The sequence below is a fragment of the Planococcus alkaliphilus genome (genome assembly GCF_057031095.1).
In genome coordinates, this window is the sequence record NZ_CM168060.1 from 2,777,785 (window position 1) to 2,792,771 (window position 14,987).

At 35.6% G+C, this 14,987-nt stretch carries 12 protein-coding genes; 2 read left to right on the forward strand and 10 right to left on the reverse strand.

From position 1 onward, the window contains the following. Nucleotides 1-4 precede the first annotated feature (4 nt). The 8 genes from AC2EXB_RS14675 to AC2EXB_RS14710 form a co-directional block, all read right to left on the reverse strand. Nucleotides 5-2,116 (reverse strand): bi-domain-containing oxidoreductase, encoded by a 2,112-nt coding sequence (locus AC2EXB_RS14675; RefSeq protein ID WP_483602132.1) that lies wholly within the window; start codon nt 2,114-2,116, stop codon nt 5-7. Then, on the reverse strand, nt 2,070-3,263 hold the full coding sequence (locus tag AC2EXB_RS14680; RefSeq protein ID WP_483602133.1) for an O-antigen ligase family protein: 1,194 nt from the start codon (nt 3,261-3,263) through the stop codon (nt 2,070-2,072). Before AC2EXB_RS14680 ends, AC2EXB_RS14675 begins: the two co-directional genes overlap by 47 nt. After that, complete coding sequence (locus AC2EXB_RS14685; RefSeq protein WP_483602134.1) at nt 3,260-4,231, reverse strand: glycosyltransferase family protein; 972 nt, start codon at nt 4,229-4,231, stop codon at nt 3,260-3,262. Before AC2EXB_RS14685 ends, AC2EXB_RS14680 begins: the two co-directional genes overlap by 4 nt. Next, on the reverse strand, nt 4,221-5,591 hold the full coding sequence (locus AC2EXB_RS14690) for an oligosaccharide flippase family protein (protein ID WP_483602135.1): 1,371 nt from the start codon (nt 5,589-5,591) through the stop codon (nt 4,221-4,223). Before AC2EXB_RS14690 ends, AC2EXB_RS14685 begins: the two co-directional genes overlap by 11 nt. Then, nucleotides 5,591-6,184 (reverse strand): CatB-related O-acetyltransferase, encoded by a 594-nt coding sequence (locus tag AC2EXB_RS14695; protein ID WP_483602136.1) that lies wholly within the window; start codon nt 6,182-6,184, stop codon nt 5,591-5,593. The genes AC2EXB_RS14690 and AC2EXB_RS14695 overlap by 1 nt, the downstream gene beginning before the upstream one ends. A gap of 215 nt (nt 6,185-6,399) precedes the next feature. Next, a complete protein-coding gene (locus tag AC2EXB_RS14700) occupies nt 6,400-8,241 on the reverse strand; it encodes a polysaccharide biosynthesis protein (RefSeq protein ID WP_483602137.1) in 1,842 nt (613 codons plus the stop codon). 327 nt (nt 8,242-8,568) lie between these two features. Continuing rightward, nucleotides 8,569-9,270: a CpsD/CapB family tyrosine-protein kinase gene (locus tag AC2EXB_RS14705; protein ID WP_483602138.1), complete on the reverse strand. Its 702-nt coding sequence runs from the start codon at nt 9,268-9,270 to the stop codon at nt 8,569-8,571. A 6-nt stretch (nt 9,271-9,276) separates the two neighbouring features. Further along, entirely contained in the window at nt 9,277-10,008 is a 732-nt protein-coding gene (locus AC2EXB_RS14710; RefSeq protein WP_483602139.1) for a YveK family protein, read from the reverse strand. A gap of 449 nt (nt 10,009-10,457) precedes the next feature. Here AC2EXB_RS14710 and AC2EXB_RS14715 point away from each other — a divergent pair, with 449 nt between their 5' ends. Then, nucleotides 10,458-11,900, forward strand: coding sequence for an MBOAT family O-acyltransferase (locus AC2EXB_RS14715; protein WP_483602140.1), 1,443 nt, complete (start codon nt 10,458-10,460; stop codon nt 11,898-11,900). Between the two features lie 600 nt (nt 11,901-12,500). On the opposite strand, the gene AC2EXB_RS14720 is transcribed toward AC2EXB_RS14715, so the two are convergent. Next, nucleotides 12,501-13,283 carry a tyrosine-protein phosphatase gene (locus tag AC2EXB_RS14720; RefSeq protein WP_483602141.1) on the reverse strand — a complete coding sequence of 261 codons (783 nt, stop codon included), beginning with the start codon at nt 13,281-13,283 and terminating at the stop codon, nt 12,501-12,503. Between the two features lie 328 nt (nt 13,284-13,611). Here AC2EXB_RS14720 and AC2EXB_RS14725 point away from each other — a divergent pair, with 328 nt between their 5' ends. Further along, entirely contained in the window at nt 13,612-14,499 is an 888-nt protein-coding gene (locus AC2EXB_RS14725; protein ID WP_483602142.1) for a hypothetical protein, read from the forward strand. 168 nt (nt 14,500-14,667) lie between these two features. Here AC2EXB_RS14725 and AC2EXB_RS14730 read toward each other — a convergent pair whose 3' ends face one another. Continuing rightward, nucleotides 14,668-14,877: a hypothetical protein gene (locus AC2EXB_RS14730; RefSeq protein ID WP_483602143.1), complete on the reverse strand. Its 210-nt coding sequence runs from the start codon at nt 14,875-14,877 to the stop codon at nt 14,668-14,670. Between the last annotated feature and the right edge of the window lie 110 nt (nt 14,878-14,987).

Consider the following 14,987-nt stretch of genomic DNA (forward strand, 5'->3'; position numbering starts at 1 on the left):
TTTATCACCCTCGCAATTGGTCAACTACATCAAACGTAGCTTCAGTTACTTCATATATTTCGTCAACAGGTATAGGCGCAATTCCCGATTGCACTCCTCCTAAGAATAACTTAATCCCATTTGCATGCCCTTTATCTTGAGAACGTGTTTTGAACTTCGAAAACCCAGACCAGCCATAGCCAGTGAGTGTTTTAAAATTATCCAATGATAAAACTTTATGACCAGCAAAAACTTCAATTCGTTCTTTCGGAAAAGCTTTGTTGCCGTTTGCTAAATATTGAATACTAGCAATAGAACCATCTTCAAAAGATAAATTCATTATTACGTTTTCTTCTAATTCTTCTTCTCCTGGAACAGCCATCTTGGTAGCTTGGACAGAAGCAATTTTCGAATCCGCTAAATGTCTTGCCAAATCAACAAAGTGACATCCTTCACCTATGATACGGCCACCACCAACTGATAAATCCTGCGTCCAATGGTTCGCAGGAATAGCTCCTGCATTTACCGTGATTAAAATAGACTTGGGTTGATGCAACGATGAAAGCAACTCCTTCATTTTTTGGATATGAGGAGAGAATCGACGATTAAAACCGACCATTAACAATTGATTATGCTCAATTCCTTTTATTTCTTCCAGTTCATCCCTCGTTAAACATAAAGGTTTTTCAACAAAGACATGCTTCTTATTATTAAGTCCTTGTTTCACTAAACTACCGTGACTATCATGGCGAGTCGTTATGATTAATGTATTGATCTCTTCTTCATTTAATACATGATCGAGTTCTGTTGAAGCGCGCAAAAAATCGAATTTTTGTCCGACATTTACTCCACTTGTTCCACCCGTACTAACGATTGTATGTTTGATAATATCCAATCCACGCATAGCAGGTAAGAGTGTCTGGTTAGTATAATTCCCTGCACCAATCATGCCGATAGCCGGCTTGTTACTATTTGAAATAGTATACTCTTTCAAATTAATAGTTCTGTCCTTCTTCATATCAATATGTTTTTGTTCATACTCCAATAAAATGCCGATAGCCGAACGGTCTTCGCTCAATGCTTTATAAGCATCTAATGCATCATCGAATTTATATGTATGAGTTACAAGAGAACTCACATCGAGCTTCCCATCCGCCATCATATCCAGCACCGCTTCAAAATTGCGCTGCTCTGTCCATCTAACAAAGCCTAACGGATAGTCTTGACCTTTTTCTTCGTAATTCGCATCGTATCGTCCAGGTCCATAAGAGCAAGACACTTGGAAAAAAAGCTCTTTTTCATAAAATTCGGCGCGATTTAGTTCTAATCCAGTCACTCCAACTAAGATGATACGACCTCTTTGTCTACTCATTTGAGCAGCTTGGGATATAGGATCACTACTTTTGGTAGAAGCAGTTACAATCACTCCATCTGCCCCGCGGCCATTCGTTTTGGAGATGACATAATCGACAATATTAATACCATTACTAACATTTACTGCATCAATACCAAAGCTTTTAGCCATATCTACTTTTTGTTGATCAAAATCCGAGGCGATGACTTTGCAGCCATGTGCTTTTAATAGCTGAACTGTGATTAAACCAATAAGACCCAGACCAGTTACAACAAAAGTTTCACCTAAAGTGGGCTTAGCTAACCGGATTCCTTGAAGGCCAATTGAAGAAATAACAGTAAAGGCAGCATCTTTTGAGGAAACAACATCAGGAATTTTCGCACATAAATTAGCAGGAACAGAAACAACCTCAGCATGTGGACCATTGGAGATTACACGGTCTCCAACTTTAAAAGTGGTTACATTTTCCCCCACCGCGATTACTTTGCCAGCATTGCTGTAACCTAAAGTAATCGGTTGATCTAATTTAGCTTTCACTGAATTGATTGTAGGTTGGATACCATCTGTTTTTACTTTATCTAAAACTTGCTTAACTTTCTCTGGTTGCTGCCTTGCTTTTTGAAGATAGTTAGAATTCCCAAATTCGACTAGCATCCTTTCAGTGCCTGCCGAGACAACTCCACTCTCAATTTGAATTAATAAATTTTTTTTTGTGACTTTAGGTAAAGGAATATCATTAATCTTTGTTATTCCGTTTTTTAAACTCTGGGATAGTTGTTTCATAGTAGGCACTTCCTTCTATTTTTCGACTCGCTGATAATCCTATACTGGCTGTAAGTAAAATTAATAAACCAAAAAATATATTATTTTCAAATAAAAAAACTTCGAAATTTTGCTGAATCAAATAACCAATAAAAAAAGAAAGAGCAATCTTTTGCTCAAATTCAATATTTTTACTGTAACAAGAATTTAATATAGTAATTAGTAATATTAGGAAACTAATTAAACCTAATATTCCGGATTGTAATGTTAATTGAATATAAAAATTATGCAATGATAAATTCATTCCAAAAATCTCACTTATATTACTTCCAATTCCATAACCAAACCATAAATTCTCCCTTATATAAATAAACGCTTGTTTCCAAATTTCTTCTCTGCCAGAAAGTAAGTTTTTCCCAGCATATTCCGTTGAATAATTATTTATTAATGTAAAGTATTCTTTATTCTTTAAATTTGTATAAAAAATTATACTTTTATACACTACATAAAATGAAATTAAAATCGTTACTAGAAAAGCAATTCTATTATTAATGAATTTTAATATAAAATAAAAAATCATACTAAAAAAAATACCGAGTAAGACAGATCGAGTTACTGTTAAAATAATCATTACAATTAAAATTATAGAAAACACTAAAAATTTCTTTTCTTTTCCCAAAAGCAGAATACTTAAAAATAATGGAAAGCTTAATAACATTCCAATACCATTTGGATTTATAATTGTAAATAAGTAAGTAGTACCTAGCATAAAATTTAAAAATGGAATTAACGATAAAACAAAAATATTCCAAAATAAAATTTTTAATTGATTTCTAGACAATTTCGAAATCATAAAGTATAAAAACAAAGAAATTGAAGCGATGTATGTTCCAATTTTGTACAAACTTTCTAAGTAATTATTTAGAGATAACGCACTGATAATCATAATCGCTAAAAACCCAAAAGAAGCCGCAATAATATAAAGTTCTTTTTTTGATATACTTTTTATAAAAATTAAATTTATTAAGAGTAGAACCATGCTTAAAAATAAGATTAAAAATAAAGAAATTTCACCTATTATTTTTATTGAAGTAGCTGAGAGATATAAAGAGGAAAATGATAATAATAATATCAAAAGATAATTAAATTTATTATTTATATTTTTCATGCTTCGAAACCATAAAGATCAATAAGATATTTTGCTGAATCAAATTCCTTTAAAATTGGCATGACTTGATTTCCTCTTTCAATTTTATCTTTTATTTCATTTATTAATCCTTCTGGATTCTTTATATCGTATACTTGAGCATGCTCATCTCTAATACAAACATTACTAGCAATAGCTGGAACTCCAAGAAAAATAGCTTCACTTACTGAAATCCCATAAGAATCTGTTAACGTCGGTCTTAGAAATAAATTTAAATTAGGAAATTCTTTTATTAGATTTTTACCTTGTACCATTTTTACATAATCCTCTAATTTGTTCTCGTTGATAAATTCTATGATCATTTCATAAAATTCTTGATTTTTTATTTCCGAAAAATAAATATTTAAGAAAACTGTATATCTTTCCTTCACTAATTTTTTAATTACTTCTAAAGTAAACATTACACCGTATATATCCTTGCCATTTTCTAAAAGGATAGAATATGCGTTAATTCCGATAGTAAATTTATTCGATTCCTTCATGTCGCATTTTAATCCAATCATTTCATCTAGTGAGGGTGGAATAAATGGTTCTTGAAAAAATATTCTATTAAAACCAAGTTCTATTAATTCTTCAGATAGTTTCTTCCCTACACCAATATTTTTAAAAGATAATTTTGAAGTAAATTTATTAATAGCTATGCTTGATTTTTTTTTATTTCTAAATGAATGGAAAGTATTAATTACTTTTTTATTTTGTAGAGATAATAGTAATGTTAATATAAATCGCAAATATACATTACTGATATGCAAATGGTATATTCCTCTGTTAAAAGAGAATATCTTTAAGAGATTACTAAACTTCGAATATTCAACTATGCAATTGTTATATCCTTCTTTGTCTAACAAGTATTTTAGGCGTTTTACATGCACAGTTACCCCACCTATAGGCGGAGGAGTCTTACCAACTAAAATAACTTTATCTCCCAAACTTCCCACTCCTTATGTATAACAACCCACATAAATAAAATATACAAAGTAATATAATCTGAGTAAATTGACTAATTAAGTGATTGCTTATGATTAAACTTGTCAATATAAATATAAAATAAAAAATAATAAAAACTAATATTGTAGTCCATGAAAACTTTATCAGCTTAGCATAATCAAATATTAACAGTACTCCTAACACTGCCAGAATACCGTAGCTTAATAAGGAAGAAATAGCTGCTCCAATTAAACCAATAATAGGAATTAAAACAATATTTAGCAAGATATTTATAGCTGCCGCCAGAAATACTAGTTTTGTAAATAGTCCAGGTTTTAAATCTTTAGCAAGTTTAATTGAAGTTAATTTGAAAATACCCCATAAAAAAGAACTAAATAATATTATTTTAGTTATTTTCACACTTTCCATAAACTCTGTCTTAAGAAAAACTTGAAAGTAAAAATCTGAGTTGATGTATAAGTAAGCAATTAATGGTATTGAGAGATAAATAAAGACTAAGTTTAAATAATAGTAATCTTCTATTTCGTTTTTTATTTTCGATAACATCTTAGGTTCAAAGACATTATTTACAACCATAAGAATAAAGGTAATTACCTGAAAGCCTAAAGTATAGCCTAGTGAATAGACTCCAACTCTTTCATCACTCATATAAATACCAATAAGTAATATATCTATAGAAGTTAATACCCATAAACCTAAACCTGAAGCTGTATACATAGAAGAATATTTCAATGTATATTTTAAAGAATTCCCTTCTGCCCCTTTATATCTAAAATAATAAATTATTTTTTTATTAAAAGTAAAAAGTAGTAACAATACAAAGATGGCTGAAATTATATTGGCCATAAAATAAGCAAGGTAATTAATACCCCAGAGAATAAAAATAAACGCTAATAAATATCTAGTGGTGGCTTCAACTATATTTAATAATACAAAACTCTTATGCTCTTGATTTGAGTATAGTATTGAATGGAAATATTTAAAATTCCCGAAGAATAAAAGCGCTATTAAAATCGTGATTATTTCAGTAAATTCAAATTTAGTGTAAGAAATAAAATATAGCAATACAACTGCAATCCCTAGTAATAAAAAGACCAGAAATGCCTTATAAGAATTACTAAAATTTTTGCTATTTTCGTTGTTAAGAAATCTATAATTGTAGTTAGTTGTTCCTGAATTGATTAAGAGAATTCCTAAGCTAAAAATAGAGAGAACTTGTGCGTATATACCTACATCAGTAATTTCTAAATACCTAGTAATTAACGGAAGAAAGATAAAGCCTAAAATTGCCGTAATTAATAAATTTACCGCTTGTAAGAAAAACGGAAAAAACTTTTTCATCAATTTAATTTCTCGTTCATATTTTTTTGTAATTCTAAAAGATCCTGTAATTTAAGATCATAATTAAGAGATTGCAAAACTTCCGAATCTTCACTATTAAAATAATCAAGGCGCGACTTAATAGCCCTCGCTGGTATGCCTGCACAAATTGAAAATGGTTCAACATCCTTTGTAACTATAGAACCGGCACCAATAACTGAACCTTTGCCAATCTTCACGCCTGCCTTTATAACCACATTTGCGCCAATCCAAACATCATCTGAAATAGTAGTTATAATACTTCCTCTTTTATTCATATCGAATATAGGGGAAGTACTTAAATTTCTCAAATTATGATTTTCTGCACCAATTACACAATTAAATGAAATAGAACAATACTTACCAATGTTGGAATTTTTAATAATTGTATTACGGTTTACATATGATCCGTCTCCTAATTGTGAGTTCTCAAACACTACCCCTTCATTTAAAATACTTTTTACACCGATTGTATTTTTACCAATTATATAAGGAGTTAAAATTGTTGCTTTCTTAAATAATATAATGTTTTTATATAATCTATATATATTTTTTATTAACCTTAAAAAGTTCATTGTTTTTCCTTTCGTAAAACCTTTTCTGGAAATAGCGAGAATTTTACCCCTACTAAAATTATTAATTTATTATAATTAACATTAGGATGGTCGAATTCATATTTTATTCTTCAATTTAATTACAAAACCATTTTTATTATTATGCTTTAATGTAATTCTACCTTTATCCAATTTCTTATTTTTTATAAAATTATTTTATTTATTGTCTATATACCTTAATTTGAAGCAACTTTTAACGATGATTTTTCTCTAAATGCGACATTCTTCCGATTCGCCAACCCAATCAACGTATCCCTCAAAACATCCTCTTCCATATCGAGCAGTTTATCCAACAAAATCGTCAGCTCACCCTCACTAACCGGATTCGCCTTCCCAATATGAATCTTCGGAAACACTTGCTCACTCTGTATTTCTTCTGAATTCAATAATTCCTCATACAATTTCTCTCCAGGACGCATTCCTGCAAATTTAATACCAATATCCTCTTTTTCATAGCCAGACAAACGAATTAGATTTTCTGCAAGATCAACGATTCTTACCGGTTCGCCCATATCGAGGACAAAGACTTCCCCACCTTCAGCGAGTGTGCCTGCCTGAATCACAAGACGAGAAGCTTCTGGAATAGTCATGAAATAACGGGTCATCCGTTCATCTGTAACGGTAATCGGACCGCCTGTAGCAATCTGCTTCTTAAACAACGGAATAACCGACCCGCGTGAACCAAGTACATTCCCAAAACGCACTGCGGCGAACTTCGTTTTGCTGCGCTTCGCTAAGTTCTGGACAATCATTTCAGCAAAGCGCTTAGTAGCACCCATCACATTTGGCGGATTGACCGCTTTATCCGTCGACACCATAACGAAGTTTTTAACGCCGGCGAAATGCGCTGCATCTGCTACATTTTTCGTACCGAAAATATTGTTTTTGACAGCCTCCATCGGATTTCCTTCCATTAAAGGAACGTGCTTGTGCGCAGCTGCGTGGTAGACGACATCCGGTTCGTAGTCCATCATGATCTGGATCATGCGTTCACGGTCCTGGACGTCTGCAATGATTGGGATGATTTCGGTATCGCAGTCGATTGAGTTGCGTAGTTCCATGTCGATCAAGTAAATCGAGTTTTCACCGTGACCGAGAAGCAAGAGCTTTTCCGGTGTAAATCGTGAAATTTGCCGGCAAATTTCTGAACCGATGGATCCGCCAGCTCCTGTGACGAGTACCGTCTTCCCTGTCAGCTGTCCTTCAATTTTGTTCATATCTAGTTTCACTTCATCTCGCCCAAGCAAGTCTTCGATTTTCACATCTTGCATGTCCGTAACAGATAGTTTTCCTGTTATTAAGTCTTCAATGAGCGGTATAATTTGCGTTTTGATGCCGGTGTCAACGCATCGTGTGATGATTTCAGCGGTTTCGACTTTTGGCAGTGATGGAATCGCAAAGACGATTTGTTCGATTTGATTATCTTTTACGATATCGGCAATTGCATCAGATCCTCCGACTACTCGAACGCCATAAATCTCTAAACCTTGCTTTTTCGCATCATCATCGACGTAAACAACAGGCAGCAAGCCTTTTTCTGGATTATTGATAAGCTGTCGAGCTACCAATGTTCCAGCTCTTCCGGCCCCGATAATCATCGTCCGTTTTTGGTCGCCTTGTTTATTAGCAATAAGAATGTCTCGGAATAAACGCCATGAAAGCCGCGAACCGCCGATTAATAAGAGATGCAGCATCCAGGTGATTGCGAGTGCCCGAAGCAGCACATCACCGCGAAAAGCGAATTGTACAATTCCGACTGCGATAATTGAGAATGAGACGGCTTTGAAAATCGATGTGAGTTCCCCGATCGATGCGTACTCCCAGACTTTTCGGTAAAGCCCGTAATATAAGGCAAACGCATGGTGAGCCATGAAAATGGTTGTTGCGCTAGCTAGCAAGAAGCCACTTTCAAATGGGTTCGTCCATGGATGCAAAAGAAAGTATCCGATAAAAATTGAAAAGAAGACGATTAATGAGTCCATCGCAACGAGCAGGGACACTCTGTTTTTCACTGACATTTATGCCACCCTCTCTAAATAGGTATTTAGTTTTACTCCGTTTAACATTTCCTATATTTTAACACAATAAGATTTTAATATGAAAGGATTTACCAATTGAAATATTATTTTTTTATTAAAAAAATCAATGTTATATTTATTAAGCAATGAATAATAAGATAAATAGGCACTATATACTATTAATTTGAATCATATGTATTTTTTTAAGAAACTCTATGTTTTTAGACATAAACAGCAGGTTGCAAGAACTAAGAAGGCTAGCTGAATTTCTGGGACTTTTAGTAAATATGAAAATGGATAAAAGAAAAAGCAAAAAGGAAATCCTTTTTACTTTTCAGATCCGTAGTACTGGTAGTAGTAACTGTCTTTCGGAAGGATGAAGTTATTTAAGACAGCACCGATTAAACGGCCGTTAGATGAAGTGATTGCTTCTTTCGCTTTGATTGCCATGTCTTTTTCTGTCGAACCTGAATTCACGACAAGAATTGTGCCTTCACATTTATTGGCGAGAATCTGGCCATCGGTTACGGATAAAAGCGGTGGAGCATCAAAAATGATTAAATCGTAGATTTCTTTCAATTGTTCGATTAATGCATCCATTGATTTCGAGGCAAGCAATTCCGCTGGATTTGGTGGAATTGGTCCACATGTCAGCAAATCCAATCGTTCAATTTCAGTTTGGCGGATGGCCTCCTCAACCTGTATTTGACGCGTTAATACGCTCGAAAGTCCTTGGGTATTTCCCATATGGAAAGTATAATGGGTTGTCGGTTTCCGCATATCTCCATCTATGAGCAATACATGCTTGCCTTCTTGTGCAAATACGACAGCCAAGTTGGCAGAAGCGGTGGATTTCCCTTCTGACGGCGCTGCAGATGTGACGACCAGCGAACGGATGTCTGAATCCGGCGATGAAAAGTTGATATTTGTCCGAAGCGTTCGGAATTGCTCAGCTACGTAAGAGCGAGGATTAGTGAATGTAATCACTTTTCGTGCGGTTTCTTGCAGTTCTTTTTTCTTTCTAGCCATCTTGGATTACGCCCCCCTTCTTTTGGATGACTTGCGTGATGCATTCGTTTGCATTTCTGTTTTCTCTTCGATTGGGGAAATTTTGCCAAGTACTGGAATTTCAAGTAAGTCTTCAATATCTTGATCACTTTTAATCGTTGTATCCAGATATTCCAAAAAGAATGCTAGTCCGACTCCCAGCATTAAACCAATGACAGCGGCAATGGCCACATTGAGCATTGGGTTCGGTTTAATCGGTGACGGATTTTCTTTCAACACTGCGGGTGACAGAATAGAAACATTATCGACATTCATCAATTCGATAATTTCTGCTTGGAATACATCAGCCGTGGTATTGGCGATATCAACTGCAATTGCCGGATCCGGATCTTCTACAGCTACATCAACAACTTGTGAATTTTCAGCATTGCTCACAGAAATCTTACTATTAAGTTCATCAGTTGTAAGACCTAGGTCCAGTTGCTGTGCCACTTGGTCCAAAATTGCTGGACTTTTAATAATTACCGAGTATGTATTAATTAATTGCAAATCGGTTTGGATATTTTGATTAGATAATTGACTGGCCTCGGTTTGTTCTTGGTTCACCAAAATTTGAGTAGAAGATTGATAAATTGGTGTGAGTAGAAAATAGCTAACTAAACCAGCTATAGCAATCGCAAGAATTGTCAAAATGATAATCAAGCCAAGCCGTTTTTTAATGACAACAAAAAGTTCTTGTAATGAAATAGTTTCTTCCATTGGCAGTTTTGCTCCTTTAAGCGAAAATTTGAAATAGCGAGGATACCTCCTAAGATGCAGTAGTTGTCATTAAGAAATAACATACTTAAAATCCTCCAAAATATTCAATTTACTAAATATCTTACAATTTTAACTTACTTTGTTAAATGATATAAGAGGACAGTTATTCATTTCATAAATTTTACATAGGTATTTTTTACTTTTTTCTTAAATATTCGATAATTAAGCGAGGAACGTTTGTTTTTACCACATAATATAATGACTTAACTAGTCAATAAATCTTTCTCAAATATTCATTTACCTTGAGCCACAAGATTATATACCATGATTTAATGGATTTCCGCAAAGTACAGAGCAAATTAAAATCCTTTATTTACCATTTAAATTTTAACTAAAATTTAGTAGAATGGATTGATTGTTCTATTCTTAAAGATCAGAGGGGTTTCGTTGTGATATTTAATTCGTTTGAGTTTATCTTTTTGTTCCTTCCGATTGTTTTTGTGGTGTATTACATACTTGGCCGCCTGCATATTCCGTTTGCGAAAAGTTGGCTGCTGGTCGCTTCGCTGTTTTTCTACGGTTATTGGAATCCGGCGTATTTGCCGCTGATCTTAGTGTCGATGGTGATTAATTACATCATCGGGGCGTTTCTCGGCAAGGACCGGACGAAGCCGCTGCGCAAAGGGATTCTGATGCTCGGCATTCTGTTTAATATCGGTTTGCTTGGCTATTATAAGTATTATGATTTCTTTGTAGAGAATATTAATATCGTATTTGGTTCGGAGATTGTACTGAAAGAGCTGCTTTTGCCACTCGCGATCAGTTTTTATACATTCCAGCAAATTGCGTATTTGGTCGATTCGTACCGATTGGAGACGAAGGAATACAATTTCCTCAATTATGGGTTATTCGTTTCGTTTTTTCCGCAGCTGATTGCGGGACCGATTGTGCATCATGGGCAAGTGATGTCGCAGTTTACGGATCAGAAGAATTACCGGATCCAGTACGAGAATATTTCGAAGGGCTTGTTGGTGTTTGCAATCGGGCTGTTCAAGAAAGTGGGGATTGCCGATACATTTGCCGCTTGGGCGAACACGGGATACAGCGATGTGGGGTCGCTGACCTTCCTAGATAGCTGGTTTACGACGCTGTCCTATACACTGCAATTGTATTTCGATTTCAGCGGCTATTCGGATATGGCGATTGGGCTAGCTTTGCTGTTCAATATCCGCTTGCCGATTAATTTCAATTCACCATATAAAGCGCGCGACATCCAGGACTTCTGGCGGCGCTGGCATATTACCTTGTCGCATTTCTTGACCGCTTATATTTACATACCGCTTGGCGGGAACCGGAAAGGACCGCGGCGGACATATTTGAATATCTTCATCATCTTTTTGGTGAGCGGCATCTGGCACGGGGCCGGATGGACATTCCTGATATGGGGCGTCATGCACGGTGCGGCAAGCATCATCTGCCGCTACTGGAAACTTGCGGGTTATAAGATGAACGGAATCGTAGCCTGGATAACGACGTTTTTATTCGTCCACTTAGCTTGGGTCTTCTTCCGCGCGTTAACGTTGGAAGATGCAATGACCGTGCTAAAAGCGATGTTTGGTTTCAACGGCTTCTACTTCCCTGCCGGCATTACGAAGCTGTTCCCGGATATCAATCCGGACTGGGTAGTGCTTTTGCCGTTTGATACGCCAACAATCCAAATGTATTTTCTGTTGCTGATTGGTTTATTGCTCAGCTGGTTTGCGAAAAACTCAATCGAAATTAAAAATGAGATGAAACGAAATGTGCCGATGGCAATTTTCGTTGCGCTGCTGTTATTCTACAGCACGATGCAATTGCAGCAAGTGAGTGAGTTTCTGTATTTTAACTTCTAAGGATCTCTTTAAAAAGACACAATCATGTAACAGATAACATTATGAAACATGAATTCAAATTGATAAATAGTATTATATTGATAGACTGCTGGTATTCATTTATACCAGCAGTTTTTGATTTATATAATAGATTTTCAAACTAAAATTGAGTACTTAAAACTTTGCATCTTTTATTTGTAAATATCTTCATAAGTCGAAATTGAGATAATAAAATTTGTGATGTAACTCTTGGCTTTTGAAATATAATCATATTTTATTAGCAATACTAAGCAGTTATGATGACCGTATTTGGTTATTTAGATATGACTTCAAGCAAATCCCTCGATACAGTTGGTAATTTAACTCATTCCAGAACGAATTCTTAAGTGATACCTAACTTGCTCTTCGCTATATGTCATTTTCAAATTTCTTGACCAATACTATTTTTAGAGAAACCAACTTCATTTCTATTTTTCGTTCATTTTTTGATTAGCCAGCATAGTTTAAATATATTTCGATTAATGCCATTTAATCCATATACTTTTATGATACAGATAGTTTTTCTCTCCTTTTTCTTACCTTAAGGTAACTAGTAATTACCAAATAAAAAAACGCCTCTGCTTATGCGAAGACGTTCCACCATTTTGGTTTCGGTATGTCCTGAGGCTCCAAGACAATCAGATTGCGGTTGGAGAGGATCCGTTCATTGTTTTCAAGCATTAAATCAACCATTTCATGTCGATTTTTTTTTTCTAAATAGTTAAGTCCTTCATTAAATAGAAATGGGCGTTTATCTAAGTTGTGAACATCAGATCCATAGACATGGATCAAGTTTGCATCAATCAAGGTTAATGCTGTCTTTTGAATAACTTTCCCAAAACTACCTGCAAGTGACCCGGCTGTAACTTGTGAAACCGCGCCATGGAGAAGCAGCCTTTGAAGGCGTTCAGGCTTTTCAATAATCCCTTGGTTCCGTTCAACATGTGCAATGATTGGCACATAATTAGCTAAAATAAGCTGCTGAATAATAGGCACCGTGTAAGCTGGAATTCCAGATGACGGCAATTCAAGTAAGACATATTGTGACCCTGCAAGCGTTAATGCTTCACCGTCTTTCAATCGTTGCGGCAGTTGTTCAGATAAGCGGCATTCGAGGCCACTATATATTTTAATTGGCAGTTGTTGTTCTTCGATATAAGCATTAGCTGCGGCTAACTGAGTTTTAATCGCTTGGATATCGGTTTTAAAACTCGGATGGTGGCCATGCGGGGTTGCTATGATGCCGGTGATTTGTTCTTCCACTGCTTTTTCAAGGAGCCTTTTTGTATGTTCCATAGTTTCTGCACCGTCGTCAAGACCAGGTAATATATGTGAATGTGTATCGATCATTGTTGCTTCCTCCATTACTACAAACTCCATGCATAGAACACACTATTCTTATTACATTTTATGAGAACCTCACTTGCTATAAAGTGGTATTCTCATATTTTATATACTTCAAAAATTCCAATAAGTGCAGATTTTTGAATAGTTTTAGAACATTTTACTAAAAAAGCAAAAAAATATCCCGCTAACTTTCTAAGAAATGAAACAATATTTATGTTATTGTCTAATTGTAGCTTAATATTTTTTACACTACAACTTAATTTATCCAGAACTATATTGTTTGTTTATAATTTCTAATTATTATATTATTGCGGAAAATATATTCATTTATTAAGGAGGGAATATCATGAAAAAACATTGGAAAAAGATTGTTTTGGTACTAGGAATCATCTTTTTAAGTGTCGCGGGCTATTTAGTGTATTTATTCCAATTTAAGGAGTACGACGTAGCGGACGAACAGGTGGATGAAATTACAAAAGAAAATTATGAAGTAGAATTGCCTGACGGTTCTAAAATTATTGTCGATGGCGATGGAAATGTAGTAGAAGAAGGTGTCGCTGAAAATTCAGCGGATGGTTCGAAAGACTCTTCATCTGAAACAGCTTCTGGAACTGATGGAAATTCATCCGAAGGATCAAATTCAAGCAATTCCGAAGGCGGCGCTTCTGAAGGCGGATCGACTGGCTCTACTTCTGGTACAGCCGGCACATCCACTTCAAACGGCGGAACAAGTTCTGGCAGCTCGGATAAAGCAAGCGGTTCTGGATCAAACTCTGGTTCAACAACTGGAAATACAGGATCGAACGGATCCGGTTCTTCTAACTCAGGCAAAGGTTCTGCAGGCGGATCTGGAAATTCCGGTTCAGATGCTGGATCTGGCAAAGTAACAGTCGCACAGATCAAACAGAAATACGAACCAAGTTTAGCGGATATCGAAAACCAGGCAAATTCACGCATCAACGGATTGGTTGGCCGCGCAAAGAGCGAGTATGACGCGAAGAAAGCAAAAGGCGAATCCATCAGCTACGGTTACTTCTATAATAAGTACATGTCCGCAGCAACTGAACTCGAAGGCCGTACAGACACAGTCTTCTACGCAGTGCTTGGTTCAATGAAAAAGGAATTGAAAGCGAACGGCTTGGCTGAATCGCATGCCGATTCCCTAGTTTCTGAATACGAAGCACGCAAAGAACAGCGCAAGAGCGATTTAATCAGCAAGGCCACTGGACTATAAGAAAAGCGGAAGCGTCTATCCAGCTCCGACAGGCTTAAGGCAGAACACGCAGGAAATCCTGATTTCCGGAGTGGGCTGACTTAAGACCCCGAGGAGCTAGGCGCTGGAGTCTGGACAATAAAGAAAAGCAAAAAACGCCATCCACTTTTAAAAAGCGGATGGCGTTTTTCATTTGTCCGGGCAAAGGTTTTGGTCGGTATGCAGCGCGTGTTTGACTTCTTTTAAACTATAGTAATTCCGAAAGTAGATAAAAACGCGGCGTGGAATTCCGAGTTCTTTTGCCCCTACGGATGGTCCGAAGTTTTTCGTGATGTAGTATTCGTAAATGATCTCTTTCATGGGTTTGCCAAATTGCTCTTCAAGCTTGGTTTGATACATTTCGAATTCCTCCATAAACCTTTTTACCTACTCTCCATAGTATTTTATCTTTAATTAAAAATTATAAGGGCTATAAGTTACATTCATTATAGCCTAATCAGTAATTTTTG

Bases quoted from the DNA above. Each gene is read 5' to 3' on its own strand.
- AC2EXB_RS14695 (WP_483602136.1), bottom strand. From the start codon at position 6,184: ATGAACTTTTTAAGGTTAATAAAAAATATATATAGATTATATAAAAAC.
- AC2EXB_RS14725 (WP_483602142.1), top strand. From the start codon at position 13,612: ATGAAAAAACATTGGAAAAAGATTGTTTTGGTACTAGGAATCATCTTT.
- AC2EXB_RS14720 (WP_483602141.1), bottom strand. From the start codon at position 13,283: ATGGAGGAAGCAACAATGATCGATACACATTCACATATATTACCTGGT.
- AC2EXB_RS14690 (WP_483602135.1), bottom strand. From the start codon at position 5,591: ATGAAAAAGTTTTTTCCGTTTTTCTTACAAGCGGTAAATTTATTAATT.
- AC2EXB_RS14675 (WP_483602132.1), bottom strand. From the start codon at position 2,116: ATGAAACAACTATCCCAGAGTTTAAAAAACGGAATAACAAAGATTAAT.
- AC2EXB_RS14700 (WP_483602137.1), bottom strand. From the start codon at position 8,241: ATGTCAGTGAAAAACAGAGTGTCCCTGCTCGTTGCGATGGACTCATTA.
- AC2EXB_RS14705 (WP_483602138.1), bottom strand. From the start codon at position 9,270: ATGGCTAGAAAGAAAAAAGAACTGCAAGAAACCGCACGAAAAGTGATT.
- AC2EXB_RS14710 (WP_483602139.1), bottom strand. From the start codon at position 10,008: ATGGAAGAAACTATTTCATTACAAGAACTTTTTGTTGTCATTAAAAAA.
- AC2EXB_RS14680 (WP_483602133.1), bottom strand. From the start codon at position 3,263: ATGAAAAATATAAATAATAAATTTAATTATCTTTTGATATTATTATTA.
- AC2EXB_RS14730 (WP_483602143.1), bottom strand. From the start codon at position 14,877: ATGTATCAAACCAAGCTTGAAGAGCAATTTGGCAAACCCATGAAAGAG.